This window comes from Paenibacillus sp. H1-7, from assembly GCF_022354825.1.
Classification (GTDB): Bacteria; Bacillota; Bacilli; order Paenibacillales; family NBRC-103111; genus Paenibacillus_S.
In genome coordinates, this window is sequence record NZ_CP031168.1 from 6052599 (window position 1) to 6068701 (window position 16103).

At 52.5% G+C, this 16103-nt stretch carries 17 protein-coding genes; 5 read left to right on the forward strand and 12 right to left on the reverse strand.

The features are described 5' to 3' along the window. Positions 1-204: 204 nt before the first annotated feature. Positions 205-1053, forward strand: coding sequence for a helix-turn-helix domain-containing protein (locus DVH26_RS26725; RefSeq protein WP_239627336.1), 849 nt, complete (start codon positions 205-207; stop codon positions 1051-1053). A 2-nt stretch (positions 1054-1055) separates the two neighbouring features. Here DVH26_RS26725 and DVH26_RS26730 read toward each other — a convergent pair whose 3' ends face one another. Then, positions 1056-2180 carry an AbrB family transcriptional regulator gene (locus DVH26_RS26730; protein ID WP_239627338.1) on the reverse strand — a complete coding sequence of 375 codons (1125 nt, stop codon included), beginning with the start codon at positions 2178-2180 and terminating at the stop codon, positions 1056-1058. Between the two features lie 135 nt (positions 2181-2315). Here DVH26_RS26730 and DVH26_RS26735 point away from each other — a divergent pair, with 135 nt between their 5' ends. Beyond that, on the forward strand, positions 2316-2816 hold the full coding sequence (locus DVH26_RS26735; protein ID WP_239627341.1) for a hypothetical protein: 501 nt from the start codon (positions 2316-2318) through the stop codon (positions 2814-2816). Here the strand turns inward: DVH26_RS26735 and DVH26_RS26740 are convergent. The 4 genes from DVH26_RS26740 to DVH26_RS26755 all read right to left on the reverse strand — a co-directional run bounded on the left by DVH26_RS26740 (position 2801) and on the right by DVH26_RS26755 (position 5747). After that, on the reverse strand, positions 2801-3178 hold the full coding sequence (locus tag DVH26_RS26740) for a PH domain-containing protein (protein WP_239627344.1): 378 nt from the start codon (positions 3176-3178) through the stop codon (positions 2801-2803). The two genes, DVH26_RS26735 and DVH26_RS26740, sit on opposite strands and share 16 nt — an antisense overlap. A gap of 32 nt (positions 3179-3210) precedes the next feature. Then, positions 3211-3432, reverse strand: coding sequence for a hypothetical protein (locus tag DVH26_RS26745; RefSeq protein WP_239627346.1), 222 nt, complete (start codon positions 3430-3432; stop codon positions 3211-3213). 34 nt (positions 3433-3466) lie between these two features. Next, a complete protein-coding gene (locus tag DVH26_RS26750) occupies positions 3467-4210 on the reverse strand; it encodes a peptidylprolyl isomerase (RefSeq protein ID WP_239627349.1) in 744 nt (247 codons plus the stop codon). Positions 4211-4460: 250 nt separating this feature from the next. Next, entirely contained in the window at positions 4461-5747 is a 1287-nt protein-coding gene (locus tag DVH26_RS26755; protein ID WP_239627350.1) for a Gfo/Idh/MocA family protein, read from the reverse strand. A gap of 138 nt (positions 5748-5885) precedes the next feature. On the opposite strand from DVH26_RS26755, the gene DVH26_RS26760 reads away from it, so the two are divergent. Beyond that, complete coding sequence (locus DVH26_RS26760) at positions 5886-6764, forward strand: helix-turn-helix transcriptional regulator (protein ID WP_239627351.1); 879 nt, start codon at positions 5886-5888, stop codon at positions 6762-6764. 90 nt (positions 6765-6854) lie between these two features. Here DVH26_RS26760 and DVH26_RS26765 read toward each other — a convergent pair whose 3' ends face one another. The 5 genes from DVH26_RS26765 to ppdK form a co-directional block, all read right to left on the reverse strand. Further along, entirely contained in the window at positions 6855-7970 is a 1116-nt protein-coding gene (locus DVH26_RS26765; RefSeq protein ID WP_239627352.1) for an aminopeptidase, read from the reverse strand. Between the two features lie 114 nt (positions 7971-8084). Further along, positions 8085-8384, reverse strand: a complete 300-nt coding sequence (locus DVH26_RS26770) for a hypothetical protein (RefSeq protein ID WP_239627353.1) — start codon at positions 8382-8384, stop codon at positions 8085-8087. After that, entirely contained in the window at positions 8381-8584 is a 204-nt protein-coding gene (locus DVH26_RS26775) for a helix-turn-helix transcriptional regulator (protein ID WP_239627355.1), read from the reverse strand. Before DVH26_RS26775 ends, DVH26_RS26770 begins: the two co-directional genes overlap by 4 nt. A 200-nt stretch (positions 8585-8784) precedes the next feature. Further along, positions 8785-9228: a nucleoside-diphosphate kinase gene (gene ndk / locus DVH26_RS26780; RefSeq protein WP_239627358.1), complete on the reverse strand. Its 444-nt coding sequence runs from the start codon at positions 9226-9228 to the stop codon at positions 8785-8787. A gap of 100 nt (positions 9229-9328) precedes the next feature. Next, positions 9329-12019 (reverse strand): pyruvate, phosphate dikinase, encoded by a 2691-nt coding sequence (gene ppdK, locus DVH26_RS26785; RefSeq protein WP_239627360.1) that lies wholly within the window; start codon positions 12017-12019, stop codon positions 9329-9331. Positions 12020-12309: 290 nt separating this feature from the next. Here ppdK and DVH26_RS26790 point away from each other — a divergent pair, with 290 nt between their 5' ends. Further along, the gene (locus DVH26_RS26790) at positions 12310-13029 is read left to right on the forward strand and encodes a glycosyltransferase family 2 protein (protein ID WP_239627363.1); all 720 of its coding nucleotides are present in this window, start codon (positions 12310-12312) and stop codon (positions 13027-13029) included. A gap of 119 nt (positions 13030-13148) precedes the next feature. Here DVH26_RS26790 and DVH26_RS26795 read toward each other — a convergent pair whose 3' ends face one another. After that, positions 13149-14984 carry an ABC transporter substrate-binding protein gene (locus DVH26_RS26795; protein ID WP_239627365.1) on the reverse strand — a complete coding sequence of 612 codons (1836 nt, stop codon included), beginning with the start codon at positions 14982-14984 and terminating at the stop codon, positions 13149-13151. A 107-nt stretch (positions 14985-15091) separates the two neighbouring features. On the opposite strand from DVH26_RS26795, the gene DVH26_RS26800 reads away from it, so the two are divergent. After that, positions 15092-15241 (forward strand): hypothetical protein, encoded by a 150-nt coding sequence (locus DVH26_RS26800; protein ID WP_239627367.1) that lies wholly within the window; start codon positions 15092-15094, stop codon positions 15239-15241. Between the two features lie 273 nt (positions 15242-15514). Here the strand turns inward: DVH26_RS26800 and DVH26_RS26805 are convergent, their stop codons facing one another. Then, positions 15515-16069 (reverse strand): DJ-1/PfpI family protein, encoded by a 555-nt coding sequence (locus DVH26_RS26805; protein ID WP_239627369.1) that lies wholly within the window; start codon positions 16067-16069, stop codon positions 15515-15517. Positions 16070-16103: the final 34 nt, after the last annotated feature.

Consider the following 16103-nt stretch of genomic DNA (forward strand, 5'->3'; position numbering starts at 1 on the left):
ATTTAATATACTGATCATAGCGCAAAATCATATTAGTTTCTTTACGGATTTTGCTTGATTTCCTATTTTCTATGCGTATCTTGCTATGAAAAAGGTTCAATCTCTGTTACAATCAAGGCAAGTTGGACTCTGCCGCTCTCCTTTGAAGGAAGTGCAGCAGATGTTGTAGACGAAATCAAACAGGCAGGATGTGACGCAATCTCCATGAGCGAGACGGTTTCCCTCACCTACGGTGCGGAAGAAGGAGACTTTTATATACAGCATATTAAACGGACGGAGCCGTTCGAGAGGACGAATCATTTTCACGGCACGTACGAAATTTATTATTTGATGTCGGGACAGCGGGCGTATTTCATCAAGGACCGCTCTTACATGATCTCGCCCGGAGATCTGGTATTCATCAACAAGCATGATGTTCATAAAACTACCGATATCGGACAGCCCGGTCACGAAAGAATCGTCATTAATTTCAGCGATACGTTCGTTGGAACGGATCACCCTCTCTACCATCCTTCGGTATTCGGAGTGTTTCAGCAGCCCGCTCATGTGCTCAGCTTGAATTTGCAGGACCAGATTTTCGTGCAGACCATCATGAACAAGATGACCCGAGAGCTTAATGACAAGCAAACCGGCTTTGAAACGTACGTGAAGCTGCTGCTCGTCGAGCTGCTCCTGTTCTCAAGCCGTTACGCCGAGCGCATTGAAAGCGTGCCTTTCGAGCATGCCAGCCCTCTGCACAAAAAAATATCCGAGATCGTCCAGCACATCAACATCCATTATCAGGAGCCAATGACGCTGTCCGGCATCTCGGAGCTATTTTTCATGAGTCCGTATTATATGAGCCGTGCATTCAAGGAAATTACCGGCTTCTCGTTCATCGAGTACGTCAATATGACGCGCATTCGCGAAGCGCAAAAGCTGCTGAGGGAGACGAGCTACAAAATTATCGATATCGCCGATGCCGTCGGCTTCGAGAATATCGCCCATTTCGGCCGCATGTTCAAAAAGCTCACGAAAATGACGCCTCACGAATACCGCAAGCACCAGCGCTAAAATCAGCCGCGGCTAGGCCGCGAGCTCGCTCCGCCGCTGAAGCGGCGGAATCCCCAGCGCAGCATGTAAGGGACGATGAACAAAATAAACAAAATGCGAAACATTTGATACGCGACCACCATCGATACATCCGCTCCCACCATCGAAGCCGTAACCGCCATCTCCGTCATTCCTCCAGGAGACGTGCTCAAAAAAGCAGTCAGCAGCGACATCGGATGCACCTTGCTGAACAAGTACGACAGGCCGAGCGAAAAAGCGACGACCGCAATGCTTCCCGCGATAGAATAGGGCAGCAGCTTTTTCCAGTTGGACAGGCTGCTCAGCTTAATGCCAAGCCCCATGTAAATGCCCAGACTCCATTGCGCCAGCAAGGTGAATAACGGAGGCAAATGCGGCGGCTCGTACCCCGCGACGGTAATAATTCCCGCAGCCAGGATCGGCCCGAGAAAAAACGGCGTCGGAAACCGCAGCCGGACGGCGATCCATGCCGATGCCAGCACGATAACGACGATTAAGCCGAAAAACACCGGCCTTGCCGCTATGACCGCTCCCCAATCGACCAGGGAGGAGAACAAGCCGGTGCTTGTACTTGAGCTGCCCGTAGGGGGCACGCCGGCGGCGGCGGTTACCGCTCCGCCCGCAAGGCCATGGACGGCCAAAAACGGGACGGCGAAGATGACCGTAAGCAGGCGGATCGTCTGCATAAAGGCGACGACCGCCGTCTCCGCTCCCTCGATTTCTTCGCTCAGCACCACCATTTGCGACAGACCGCCGGGGATGCTTCCTATCGCGCTGCTGGCCATGCTGACCCCGGTATAGCGGGCCGTCAGAAACGCTGCGCCTAGACTGAAGGCAACCGTCAGGATGGTTGCGATAAGCATCGACGGCAGCTGCGACGAGATTTGTCTCGCGCTCTCCATCGTGAACGAGAGCCCCATGCCGTAGCCGAGCAGCGCTAAGCCGGCGTTGCGCATCCCTGCCGGCCACGTCAGGCGCCGCTTGGTGAACGACGTCCACAGCAGCACAGCCGTGAGCGGCCCGAGCATCCAGCTGAGCGGGACGTGCAACAGCGTGAACAGCACGCCGCCTGCAAATGTGACGAGGATCGTTTCCAGGATCCGTTTCATGTTGCATTCCTCTTTTCCGAACTGGCTTTAGATTCATTATAGCATCAACGGACGACTGTAATCGTTAAAAGCGAGTTAAAAATGAGCAGCACCTCGCCTGAACTTGGCGAGCGTGCTGCTTTGTGATGTGCGAGCGTGAAGCGGCCGCAGCAGAGGCTGGCGCGGCTAATACCGGCCACGGTAAAGCGGGTTTTCCGCTTTACAGGCGTGGGCTGCGCCTCCGGCGCTTCTGTAACGCGGTTTTTCCGCGTTATCGTTGCAGCTAGGACGGCTGGCGCGGCTAATACCGGCCACGTAAAGCGGATTTTCCGCTTTACAGGCGTGGGCTGCGCCTCCGGCGCTTCTATAACGCGGTTTTTCCGAGTTATCGTTGCAGCTAGGACGGCTGGCGCGGCTAAAACAGGCCACGTAAAGCGGATTTTCCGCTTTACAGGCGTGGGCTGCGCCTCCGCCGCTTCTGTAACGCGGTTTTTCCGCGTTATCGTAGCTGCTCGGACGGCTGGCGCGGCTAAAACAGGCCACGTAAAGCGGGTTTTCCGCTTTACGGGCGCGGGCTGCGCCTCCGCCGCTTCTCTAACGCGGTTGTTCCGCGTTACTCCTCCGCTCCTGCACTATGCGTGCTACCTCACCGCATAGGATGCGAGCACCGCTTGAACCTCGTAGATGTTCAAGCTTTTGTTGAATCTCTTCTGCAGCGGCGCAGCGCTGCCGGAAATATAAATCTTCAATTCGGCGTCCAGATCGAAATGCCCCGCCGTCTCCACGCTGAAATGCGTAATCGATTTGTACGGAACCGAGTGATACTCCACTTTTTTGCCGGTTAATCCTTGCTTATCGACCAAGATCAGCCGTTTGTCCGTGAATATAAACATGTCGCGGATCAGTTTATAAGCCTTTTCCACTCGCTCGCCGTTCGCCAATATATGAGCATACTCCTTCTGGACTTCCGCCAAGCTGACCTCGGAAGCGTTCCCCATCAAACCGTCAAACAATCCCATAACCCGAATCCCCTCCTACCAAGAATCAAGAACTAGTCTTTAATCCCGGGCATGCGCTCTTCCAGTCTGCGAATCAGCTCCCCATACACATCCTTGAGCTCGGCGATAGTCATAAGCTCTGGCACGGAAGCCCTCTCCTCGGCAGAATGCTGCTGCAGTACGCCGTCCATGCCGTTATAATTGAACAACAAATCCTTGTACGTTTGATCCAGCTTCTCCAATATGACACCGATTAGTGTTGAATATTGCTCCACCTTACCCTTACCTCCTGACCGGGACTCTATTTGTTTATTCCGGTTTCCCTTCCATAATGTCAATAGAGAGAATGACGACCTCCTCGGTCGGCGAACTTTTCTCTCCCGCAAACTTGCTGCTGGTAACCGGCGTACCTGCGATGTTCAGAACGGTGTCCATCCCGTCCGTCACTTTTCCGAAAATCGTATAATTCGGCATCTGATTCAAATAGCTGCTATCCTCGCCGGTACAGATGAAAAACTGGCTGCCGTTCGTATTCGGCCCCGAATTCGCCATAGCCACAATTCCAGGCTCATACTTGTAGGGAGAATTCAGCTCATCCTCAAACCGGTACCCCGGACCGCCGCTGCCAGAGCCAGTCGGATCGCCGGTTTGTACCATGAACGATTGAATGATACGGTGAAACACAACATCGTCATAAAACCCTTCCCTCGCCAAAAACACAAAATTGTTCACCGTAACCGGGGCTGATTGCGGGAACAGCTCCATCGTAAAATCTCCCTTGTTCGTATGTATAACGGCCTGGTACGCGGCTGCGGCGTTAATGGTCATCTCCGGCGGTTTAGCATATGTCTTCGATTTGGCGGCTGCTTCCCTATCCTTCGCCGGTTCCGCTGACTTCGATTCCACCGGTGCCATTGTTTCCGAGCTGCTTGAAGATGGCACAGAAACACTTCCTCCTCCCTGCAATTTGGCAGCTGTCTGATCATCCGATACGCTCACCCAGTGGATCATACCGGCCAAGACAAGAAAAACAACGATCAAGCTTTGACCCATAAACACGCACTCCTTAAACTATGTAAGATTGATGATTAAGCCGGGTAAGCAACATTGCTCACAGATAAAACAGAAATCGCATGAATCAACGCAAATCAACGCAATTCCATTCCTTTATGGTAAAATAGAAGCATACCCGCTTTCTTCAAAATAACAAATTTCGCCAGCAAAGTATATGTTACCGGTCTGGTGAATCGAAAAAAAGAGCGCCAGGCCGCTCAATCAGCGTACCTTGCGCTCTCGTACGATATTAGAATTGGACCAGGCTCGCCACTTGAACAGGCAGACCGGTTTTGATCGAATGATTACCGGCAATCCCTGTAAGGATCGACATCGCTCCGTCCACATGGGAAGCCGCACGGTTGAAGCGATCAGGCGTTTTCTCGCCGAACAGGTCGTTCAGCAATACAGGATCGCCGCCGCCATGGCCGCCTTTCGTCTCTTCGACCTTCACCTCATACGGCGCGTCGAACATTGGGAATACGGTGATCTTCTTGCCTTTTACCGCGCCCTCCAACGCTTGCTCGCCGCCGGAGTTCACATAAGAGGCTTCAACTACGTTCATTTCGATGCGGCCTTTGCTGCCGTTGAAGCATACGCGGAAGCCTTCCCATGGAGCATAAGCGTACAGGGAATAAGTCAAAATCGCATTGTTGCGGTATTTGACCATAACGCCCATCGTATCTTCGATGTTGATTCCGTCGCCGAACACGCTTTGGTCGCGGAAATAACCGTCTTCCTTCTCGGCATCCAGGTACATGGCTTTCAAATTCTCGTTTTGGTCCAGGTGAAGCGCGAACGGATCGTTCTTCGCCGCTTCGGCTCCGTGGGCACGGGAGTAAAACTCGGTAACGCCGCGTTTTTCGGCATTTTCGCGTCCGTAGAACATCAAGTCTCCCAATGCGAATACCGTCTTAGGCTGAGTGCCGAGCCAGAAGTTCACCAGATCGAAATGGTGCGTCGATTTGTGTACGAGAAGGCCTCCGCTGTTGCGCTTGTCGCGGTGCCAACGGCGGAAATAGTCCGCGCCGTGCTTCGTGTTGAGCAGCCATTCGAAGTGAACGGAATGAACGTCTCCGATCGCTCCATCCATGATCAGCTCGCGGATTTTCGTATTGTGCGGAGAATAACGGTAGTTGAAGGTCACGCGCAAATTGCGGCCCGTTCTTTTGATAGCATCAAGAATCTCTTGGCATTTCACTTCATCCACAGTCATCGGCTTCTCGGAGATAACATCGCAGCCAAGCTCCATTGCACGGATAATATACGTATGATGAGTGCGGTCCACCGTAGTGACGATAACGAAATCCGGCTTCGTCTCTTCGATCATCCGTTCGAAATCTTGGGATTTATAAGTAGGCACCGGACCTGCGCCGAACGGCTCGATCTTTTTGTTCGCTACATCCATCCGGGTTTGGTTAATATCGCAAAATGCTACAAGCTCGGATGTTTCTTTATAATCGCGGACAATGGAAGTATAGAAGAACCCTGCTCTTCCACCTGTACCTACGAGTGCATAACGTTTACGACCTGACATCTATATTTCCTCCCTTGTCTGTGTTATTGTGAGTATAGCGCAATAAAGAGATGAAAACAGCACATTAATTGCTTAGATTTTAATTTTTCAACGTTTTTTGCACACCTACTTATCACCATGTACAGGAGGCCGCGTTGGATGAAAATTCCGCCAAACCAGCCGAAGCTAGAAGAAAAGCCGTTTACATTCCTGGAAAAGGACGGCTTCCATTTGAATCATTCCATAAGAACGGACACGTTCAATATGAAGCAGAACCACTCGCACGATTCCTACGAAATCTACTATATGCGGGCGGGGGAACGGTTTTATTTCATTAAGGACCGCTCATATCACGTGAAAAAAGGGGACCTTGTGCTGATCCAGCCGCATATTTTGCACAAGACGACGGAAGCCAATTCCCCTTATCACGAGAGAATATTGATTAATTTCAAAGAGCCTTTCATGGAGCCGATCCAGCACACGATCTTAGACGGCCTATACACGGCGTTCGAGGAAGGGCCTATCCTGCATCCCGATGCGAGAGAGCTGATGCTAATCGAATCGATTACGGAAAAAATGCTGCGGGAGCAAAAGCAGCCCGGACCCGGAACGGAAGGCTATGTCCGCATGCTGCTCGGCGAGCTGCTGCTCATGATTTACCGGCACGTACAGCAGGCCGAGGGCAAAGGCAAAACGACCGACCACCCGACGACGCTGCACCGCAAGGTGTCCGACATCGTGAAATACATTAACGAGCATTTCCGCGAACCGATGTCGCTGAAAGGCTTATCGTCGCATTTTCACATCAGCCCTTATTATTTGTGCCGTATTTATAAAGAAGTGACCGGCTTCGGCGTGATTGAGTACGTCAACAGTCTGCGCGTGCAGGAAGCGCAAAAGCTGCTCAAATCGTCACGGCTGTCCGTGACGGATATTACGGAGAAGGTCGGCTTTGACAGCAGCACGCATTTCGGACGCATCTTCAAGTCAGTGTGCGGCATGTCGCCGCTGCAGTACCGTAAATGGACAGGAAAATAATACGAATGTAGTAAAAACAGAGACGACCCAAAGGAATCGAAATCCCTCGGGTCGTCTTTTTATCGCTCCATTTTAATAGCAATACTTGGATTACATTAAATTTTCCGGGTTCAGCTGCTCCAGCTCCGGAATGACGAACCTTCCGTCCTTGCGGATCAGCACATCGTCGAAGTACAGCTCGCCGCCGCCGAATTCCGGCCGCTGTATAAGCACCATATCCCAATGTACCGAAGAACGGTTGCCGTTATCGGCATCCTCGTAAGCTTTGCCCGGCGTAAAATGAATACTGCCGTCGATTTTCTCGTCGAACAAAATATCCTTCATCGGCTGCTTAATATAAGGATTTACACCGATGGCGAATTCGCCTATGTATCTTGCCCCTTCATCCGTATCCAAAATTTCGTTCAGCTTCTTCGTATTATTGGCGGTCGCTTCAACGATTTTGCCGTTCTCAAAATGGAGCACGACATTCTCGAAGGAGGTTCCTTGATAAATCGTCGGCGTGTTATAGGAAAGAGTGCCGTTGACGGAATTTTTGACCGGTGCCGTGAACACTTCCCCGTCGGGAATGTTGTTTTTCCCTGCGCAGGCGATAGCCGGAATCTCTTTTATGGAGAACGTCAAATCGGTACCCTGGGACACGAGCCGAACCTTGTCGGTACGGTTCATCAATTGAACGAGCGCTTCCATAGCCTTGCCCATTTTGCTGTAATCCAGATTGCATACCTGGAAGTAGAAATCCTCGAACGCCTCGGTGCTAGTGTTGGCCAATTGGGCCATCGACGGATTCGGATAGCGCATCACGCACCATTTCGTATGATCGACCCGCTGGTCGGTAACCGGACGCATGTATTCCGTCACATACAGCTTCATCTTCTCATCAGGCACATCGGACGTTTCGGTAATGTTATCACCGCTGCGCACTCCGATGTAAGCTTGCATCTTCTTCATCCGCTCGAGCTCCAGCTCCATGAGAGTCCGGAATTGCTCCTTTGTGCCATGCATAATCAGACTGCGGGTTACAGCCGGATTGCGCAGCTCGATAAACGGATGGCCTCCTGCCGCGTGCACCTCTTCAATTAGACACTTGGTCAATTCCTGATCGTTCAGGCCGATCATTTCGATCAAAATATTTTCACCGGGTTGAAGGTTTACGGAATAGCGGATTAAATTGGCCGCAAGCTGTTTGAGTCTCGGATCTCTCATTGATATAATCTCCTTCGTTTTACCAATTTCATTTCCTTATATTGCATGCTTAGAACGATGCCTATTACCAATGTAACGAATTTTGCCCCAAACATCAAACAAGGCTTATATACGTCAACTCCGGATAATGTAATAAACACCAAAAAGAGCCCAGCTGAGCATATGGATCATCAGCAAAATACTGAGGACGACCGGAGCGGATAGGGGTAAGCCAAGGAATAAAGCCACGAATAAGGCAAATATGGCGAACAATGAGCAAAGCCACCCTTTGGCGCGTGCTTGCTGCCATGCCAGTAAGTATCGCTCGTCCAAACCGCGGCTGCCTTTGATCATGTACCTGCCCCACCACCAGCCGAGCAATCCCATCGCAGCCCCTCCAAGCAAACCAACCCAAGCCAACCAGCTTGCTATCATTGTGCATCCTCCTCATAAATAAAGATGTCTTCAATCCGGCAATCGAATGCCTTGGCGATCTTGAACGCCAAATCCAACGACGGATTATATCGGCCGTTCTCGATGGAGATAACCGTTTGCCTCGATACGTTGATCCGTTCGGACAGCTGCTCCTGCGTCCAATTGAGCTTGGCCCGGAGTTCCCTTATTTTGTTCTTCATACGGCTCCTCCCGGTTCCTTAGCATAGGTGACTAATGCGACCTAACGCACCGGCCTTTGCTTGTATAACTTCAAATTGTAAAGCTACCTTTACTTTATGTAAAGTTTACTTTACTTCAATATATATGTCAAGGTTCCTTTACATGAAGTCAAAAAAATAACCTCCCGTCTTTACGACGAGAGGCATTAGATAAGACAGCATCAAATCCACTTTTGAATAGCATGCTCGTAGGTCAGCAGCTCTTCCGGCTTGAAAAAGATCGCAATTTCCCGCTCCGCGCTTTCCGGCGAATCGGCGCCGTGAATAATATTGCACTCCGTACGGACCGCGAAGTCGCCGCGTATCGTTCCCGGCATCGCTTCCAGCGGCCTTGTTTTGCCCATCATGGCACGCGATAGCGCGACGACCTGGTCGCCCTGCCATACCATGGCGAAGACAGGTCCCGAAGTAATGAAATCTACCAGCTCTCCGTAAAAAGGCTTGTGGGCATGCTCCGCATAATGGACTTGCGCCTGTTCCTTCGTTATATGCATTAATTTGGCTCCGATGAGCTGGAACCCCTTGTCTTCAAATCGCTGCACCAGCTTCCCGATCAATCCGCGCTGTACGGCATCGGGTTTAATCATTAAATACGTTCGCTCCATCCGGCTACACTCCGTCCTGCCATCATTCTAGTTTCAATGGATTACCCATTATTTCCAATTTGTAAACAATTTAACATGTTACATTTGAAAAAAATGATGTTTATGCCGACTGGACAGGCTCAGCCGGCCGTACTGGTGGGGCGTCACCAAGAGCCAGGGCCGCTTGAGCTGCAGCAATACGGGCCAAAGGCACGCGGTACGGCGAGCAGCTGACGTAATCCAATCCTTCCGCATGGCAGAAGAAGATGGACTCCTTATCGCCGCCATGCTCGCCGCAAACGCCCGTCTTGAGCTGCGGTTTGACCGCCTTGCCCTGCTCCGCCGCCCAGCGGATGAGCATACCGACTCCTTCGCGGTCAAGCACCTGGAACGGATTGGACGGCAGCAGCTTCGACTCCACGTAGTGCGACAAAAATTTGCCTTCGGCGTCGTCCCTGCTGTAGCCGAGCGTCATTTGCGTCAAATCATTCGTGCCGAATGAGAAGAAATCGGCATGGTTCGCAATACTGCCGGCCGTGATCGCCGCTCTCGGAACCTCGATCATCGTCCCGACCCGGTAGTGAAGGGCATGCTGCTGTTCGCCCAGTACCTCCGCCGCCACGCGATCCACCAGCTCGCGCATCAGCTTCAGCTCGGCTGCGTGACCAACGAGCGGGATCATGATGTCGGGACGGACATCGATTTGCTCGTTCAGACATTGCAAGGCGGCGCGGAATATCGCTTCGACTTGCATTTCATAGATTTCGGGATGAATGAGCCCAAGGCGGCAGCCACGGGTTCCCAGCATCGGGTTCATTTCATGCAAGCTGCGCACCTTGCGCAGCAGCTTCTCCACCTGCTGGCGCTCCGCGGAGTCCGCCGCTTGCTGCAGCATCATCTGGGCGTGCTGCACAGCCAGCTCCTCCACGTTCGGCAAAAACTCGTGCAGCGGCGGGTCGAGCAGACGGATCGTCACCGGCAGCCCCTCCATCGCGCGGAAGATGCCCTCGAAGTCGCCCTGCTGCATCGGCAGCAGCTGCGCCAGCGCGGATGCCCGCTCCTCGGGCGTATCCGCCAAAATCATCCCCCGGACGACCGGCATCCGGTCCGGGGACATAAACATATGCTCGGTGCGGCATAATCCTATGCCTTCCGCACCGAAGCCGCGCGCCTTGACGGCATCCTCCGGCGTGTCGGCGTTCGTGTACACCTGCAGGCGGCGGATGTCGTCCGCCCACCCGAGCAGCTCCTCGAGCTCCGCGGTCATCTCCGGCTCGCGCAGCTGCACAACCCCGCGAATGACGCGCCCTGTGGCGCCGTCAATCGAGATCCACTCGCCTTCGGCTATCGTCGCCGTCACCTTGTCGGCGGCAGCGACTTCGAAGGCGCGATCGCGCAAGCGGATGGGCTCGCAGCCGCAGACGCACGGTTTGCCCATCCCGCGGGCCACCACTGCGGCGTGGCTCGTCATTCCGCCACGGCTCGTAAGCACGCCCTCGGCCGCGAGCACGCCGTGGATATCCTCGGGCGTCGTCTCCGACCGCACGAGGATCACCTTCTTGCCGGCGCGCGACCACGCCTCAGCCGTGTCGGCGTCGAACACCGCTTGCCCCGTCGCCGCTCCTGGCGACGCCGGCAGCCCTGCCGCGAGCACATCCGGCCGGCTTGCCGGGTCGATCGCGCGGTGCAGCAGCTGATCGAGATGGAACGGCTCGATGCGCTGAATCGCCTCCTCCTTCGTGATGGTGCCCTCCTTCACGAAGACTACCGCAAGCTGGACCGCCGCTTGCGCCGTACGCTTGCCGTTACGGGTTTGCAGCAGGTACAGCTTGCCCTTTTCGACCGTAAATTCAATATCCTGCATATCCCGGTAATGACGCTCGAGCTTCATCGCAGCCGAAACCAGCTGCTTGTAGACTTCAGGCTGCTCCTCTTCCAGCTTGGCAATCGGCATCGGAGTCCGTACTCCCGCCACAACATCCTCGCCCTGAGCGTTCATCAGAAACTCGCCATAGAGCACATTCTCACCTGTAGAAGGATTTCTCGTGAATACGACACCGGTTCCGCAATCCGCCCCCATATTGCCGAACACCATCGATTGAATGTTGACGGCCGTTCCCTGTTCATCCGGAATGTGATGAATGCTCCGGTAAATGCGGGCGCGGTGATTGTTCCACGAGCGGAACACCGCCTCGATAGCCAGCTTCAGCTGCTCCTCCGCCTGCTGCGGGAAGGAAAGCCCCGTATGCTTCACGATTACCGCCTTGTATTCATCAATTAGCGCGGACCATGCATCCGCCGTCATCTGGTGATCCTGCTCGATCCCGAGCCGCTGCTTCGCCCGCTGAAGCAGGAACTCGAAGTGAAAGCTTTCCAGATCGAACACGACATTGCCGAACATTTGTATCAGCCGGCGGTAGCAATCATAGGCAAACCTGGCATCGCCGGTTGCACGGGCAAGGCCTTCCACCGTCTCATCGCTCAAGCCCAAATTCAGAATCGTATCCATCATGCCGGGCATCGACGTAACGGACCCGGACCGGACCGAAACAAGCAGCGGCTTGGATGGATCGCCAAACCTCTCGCCCTTGGCTTCCTCCAGCCCGCGCATCGCGGTCATCGTCTCCTCGAACAATCCATCGGGCAGCTGCCCTCCTGCCGCATAATATGCACGGCAAACATCCGTGGTGATGGTAAAACCCGGAGGCACCGGCAGTCCGACCTTGGTCATCTCCGCCAAATTGGCGCCTTTCCCTCCTAACCGTTGCTTCATAGAAGCGCTGCCTTGCTCGAACGGCACTACTCGCAGCATACTGTTCCCCCCGTCAAATTGGATAGTACTAATGTGGAATGATGTGGTATAAATTCGCTACAAACAAGATATCATACATACTATTTGTTTTCAATAGTGCGTTATAATGCGAATTATTGCATACTATATAGGGCAACCCGCTGACGATTCTTGTCCTTTATGCATCCTTTATTTCGGAGAGCTCCACAATTGTGTACAACCAAACTGTGGATATGCCGTGCCGCAGTTGTCCACGTGACATATTGTAGAAGGAGACATTTTCAATACCAAGCGATAGAGGGGGTGATTGAATGCGTATTAGACGATATCGCTCCAGGGCACGGTATGGCATTTCCGTCGTTACTTGTACGAATCGGGCGGACTTCCTCCACAATCTGATCGACAATTACAAACGGCAGCGGTTTAAAAGAAAGGAACTCATCATCGTGGTCAACAGCAACGACATCCCGCTTGAGCCCTATATACGGTTCGCGAGAGGGAACAGAAATGTCAAGGTGTTCCGGCTTCCCGCCCATTACACGCTTGGCGCGTGTCTCAACTTCGCGGTAAGACAGAGCAAGTATCGCTTCATTGCCAAATTCGACGACGACGATTACTACGCTCCGCGTTATTTGAGGGACAGCCTGCGGTCGTTGAAAAGAAAGCACGCCGACATCGTCGGGAAACGTGCTCATTATATGTTTTTGAGCGGGTCCAATACGATGCTTCTCCGGTTTGCGGAGGACGAACAACAGTATGTCACAAGACTGCCCGGAGCCACGCTGATGTTTAGAAAAAAAGTATGGAGAAAGGTCAAATTTCCTAACCGGAGCTTAGGTGAGGACGATTCCTTTTGTACCAGAAGCAAGCGGAGAGGGTACAGGGTGTATTCAGGAGGAAAATACAATTTTCTGGCTATACGCAGAGCGGATCCAACCAGCCATACATGGAAAATGGGCGATGAAGAGCTTATCAAGCACCATAGGGTTGTTCCGGATGTGCAAAATATCCAGGAGTTCGTGCAAAGATAACGACGTTTCTCCCGCTATGCATAGGAAAAATCGTTCTTCCGAGTGCGCGTAAATAACTTCATAGCCGTTGTAAGCGGATACCATATCAAAAAACACCAGGGCAAAGCCCCGGTGTTTTATTATTTAGCTTCCGGACCGGAGGGCTTCACCACCGGCTCGAACCATACCTCCCCGAACGGCAGCCAGCCCAGCGCGTTTAACGTTACTCCTTTTAACGATGGATGATAAGTTGTTTTTTGCTGACAATGATAGAGGAAAAATACGGCCGCATGCTTCTTCACCAGCCGTTCGAGCTGTTCGATTCCGGCCAGCTGTCCGGAAGGTCCGTGCATGGAATCCGCCGTATAAATTTGCCGGATAATCGGTTTCATTTCCGTCATGAACTCGTCGTTCAGATGTACGTTCACGAAGCTGTTGCCGGCCAGAAACACTTCCAGAATCGACAAAATCAAGTCGTCATCCATGGTGATGTTATACCAGCAAATATGGCTTCTTTCAACCTGCATCATTCGTTCTGCCGGGTCTTCCCCTGTAATCTCCAGCTGGATCCGGATTCCCATTTCTCCGAGCAGCTTCTGAAGTGCTTTGCCGTCTTCAGCGCTTGCCTCATTAATCGCCAATAGCAGTGTCTCTCCATGGTACCCCGAATCCTTCAGAAGCTGCTTGGCGTGTTCCGGATCATACAATTCCTCCTGTGCTGCGGCCCCATGCTCCTTAGGCACAAACCAGTCCGCTAGCATGGATTCGAGCGGAGACGTCAGCAGCTCCAGCCTTTTTCGGTCGACGCCATGAATTAGCGCCTGCCGGAAGGCTAGCCGCTGCTGCGGCCCTTCCATTTTCAAATTGAACGTAAGCATCTTGCTGCAGCCGTTGGACAGGATCTCCACATGGTTGGTTTGCTCCATAGTCTCTTCACTGTCCGGTGTACGGATCCGGTGTACCGTCCGTTCCACCCAGCTCGATTTGCAATTCAGCTCCGGTGTAAACCAGATTTCAATCCGGTCCAGATGAGCCCGCTTATCGAAATATCGGGTGAACGCTTCACACACCAGCATATTGTTGTCATGCTGCGTGATTTGAAACGGCCCCGTTCCGACCGGAGTCCGTTTGAACAGCTCGCCCATCGACTGAACCAAATCCTCCGGAACGATGGAGGCACGGTCGAAGCTCAAGCAATTGAGAAACAGCGAATTCGGGCGGGCCAGCTCGATCCGTACCGTATACCGGTTAATGACTTCAACCCGCTCCACGTCCTCGAACATCCAATAGTACGGGCTGTCCCCGGCATCGCGGCATATACGATCCAGCGTAAACTTGACATCATGAGATGTCATTTCTCTTCCATGATGGAACAGCACTCCTTTACGCAAGTAAAAAATCCATTCCGTTCCCGCTTCGTTCCGGCACCAATGATGCGCAAGCTGCGGCTCGATCGTTTTCGTATGCTTGTTATAACGGACCAGATTGTCGAACAGCTGCTTGGCCATGTGGGATTCGACAACAAATGTAATGTAGGGCGGATCCAGACATTGGATCGGTTTGTTATAGGGAATACGAAGCGTATCCGTCCGGTCCTCCTCCGTTTCCTCGGGCCGGTAGCCGAAATGTCTATCCAGCCACAGAACGAATTGATCCCTGAGCGCAGGCAAATAGGCATGCTCGTCGATCCAGGCAAATGCCAGCTGCAAGTCGCCTTTTCCTACATAGTCCTGCGCCAGCCTCATGGCTACCGATTCACGCGTTATCCGAAAGACGATTTTCGACCGGTGCCCTCTCCCGCGGCCGGGCAGCCAGCGAATCCACGATTCTTCCTCCATCTTTTTCAATACGAGATTGACATTGCGGCTTGAAAAATGCAGCCATTCGGTCAATTGAGGCAGCGTGACCTCAACCTCCTCCCCTTCCATTACGTTGGGAAGCTGCTTTCTAATCGTCAAATAATATTGCTCCAGCATAGGGCGCTCCTCCGGAAATAAAAGATGAAGAGTTATTCTCACATTCTACACTTTTTATTCATCTTTATCCATATATAATGAACTTACAAAGAAAGGAGAGATTTCCCATGATGAACCTATTCGACCTGGAATTGCAAATGAAAGAACGGCAGCAGGAAATGGAGAAGCAAGGTATGAGCGTATGGGCTGTACAAATCCCGATGCTGGATTGGCTGTTAGGAACAGCCGCCGTCTGCACTTTTATATCCATCCTGTAAAGAAAGACGACCATGCTCATCTGATCCGGACGCAGCAAAAACGCCGTGGCTGGAAAGGCTTCATCCTCCCTGTCCCGAACTGCACGGTTACCGGAATTGCTATCACCTTACGACGCTTCAGCAGCGCTTCGGACGCCGGCAAAGGCGCTGTTCTACTTGCCGAATCTCTCCTGGATCGAGGCTATAACTAATACGCCAAAAAGCGGGTATCCCCGTAATGCCGGGAACCCGCCTTATATTTTGCCTATACAATTAGGATTGGACTATCTTACATCAACCGAGCTGCTTCAAAAACTCGCGCATAAAGCCCGGCAAATCGGGCCAAGCATGGCCGGAAACAATATTGCCGTCCACATGCAGCGTCTCCTCGGTATATTTCGCCCCCAGCTGCTCTACGTCAAACCGGCAAGCCGTATAAGCCGTCATCGTACGACCTTCAAAGAACGATTTATCCTTCAGAGCCCCGAGAACCAAGGCAGCATGGCAGATGGCTCCTACCGGCTTGTTGTTTTCCAGAAAATGGGTCAATATGCGGGGCACGTTCTCGTCGAGACGAATATATTCCGGCGCTCTTCCACCCGGGATCACTAGTCCATCGAACTGCGACGGATCCACTTCCGCGAACGAAACGTGCGATTCCAGCTGGTACCCCGGCTTCTCCGTATACGTATCCCAGCCTACAAAATCGTGGACGACCGTATGGAGCGTCTTTTTCTTCGGCGACGCAATGACGGCTTCATAGCCTGCTTCCAGTAAGCGATAATACGGATAGTACACTTCTAATGCTTCAACGGCATCGCCGGTCAGTAGGAGAACTTTTTTGGACAACGTAATCCCTCCCGCATTTTGGTTTCCTTCTCAT

Coding starts and splice junctions, on each gene's coding strand:
- DVH26_RS26725 (WP_239627336.1), top strand. CDS start 205: ATGAGCGAGACGGTTTCCCTCACCTACGGTGCGGAAGAAGGAGACTTT.
- DVH26_RS26730 (WP_239627338.1), bottom strand. CDS start 2,180: ATGAAACGGATCCTGGAAACGATCCTCGTCACATTTGCAGGCGGCGTG.
- DVH26_RS26740 (WP_239627344.1), bottom strand. CDS start 3,178: ATGGGATTGTTTGACGGTTTGATGGGGAACGCTTCCGAGGTCAGCTTG.
- DVH26_RS26750 (WP_239627349.1), bottom strand. CDS start 4,210: ATGGGTCAAAGCTTGATCGTTGTTTTTCTTGTCTTGGCCGGTATGATC.
- DVH26_RS26755 (WP_239627350.1), bottom strand. CDS start 5,747: ATGTCAGGTCGTAAACGTTATGCACTCGTAGGTACAGGTGGAAGAGCA.
- DVH26_RS26760 (WP_239627351.1), top strand. CDS start 5,886: ATGAAAATTCCGCCAAACCAGCCGAAGCTAGAAGAAAAGCCGTTTACA.
- DVH26_RS26765 (WP_239627352.1), bottom strand. CDS start 7,970: ATGAGAGATCCGAGACTCAAACAGCTTGCGGCCAATTTAATCCGCTAT.
- DVH26_RS26770 (WP_239627353.1), bottom strand. CDS start 8,384: ATGATAGCAAGCTGGTTGGCTTGGGTTGGTTTGCTTGGAGGGGCTGCG.
- DVH26_RS26775 (WP_239627355.1), bottom strand. CDS start 8,584: ATGAAGAACAAAATAAGGGAACTCCGGGCCAAGCTCAATTGGACGCAG.
- ndk (WP_239627358.1), bottom strand. CDS start 9,228: ATGGAGCGAACGTATTTAATGATTAAACCCGATGCCGTACAGCGCGGA.
- ppdK (WP_239627360.1), bottom strand. CDS start 12,019: ATGCTGCGAGTAGTGCCGTTCGAGCAAGGCAGCGCTTCTATGAAGCAA.
- DVH26_RS26790 (WP_239627363.1), top strand. CDS start 12,310: ATGCGTATTAGACGATATCGCTCCAGGGCACGGTATGGCATTTCCGTC.
- DVH26_RS26795 (WP_239627365.1), bottom strand. CDS start 14,984: ATGCTGGAGCAATATTATTTGACGATTAGAAAGCAGCTTCCCAACGTA.
- DVH26_RS26800 (WP_239627367.1), top strand. CDS start 15,092: ATGATGAACCTATTCGACCTGGAATTGCAAATGAAAGAACGGCAGCAG.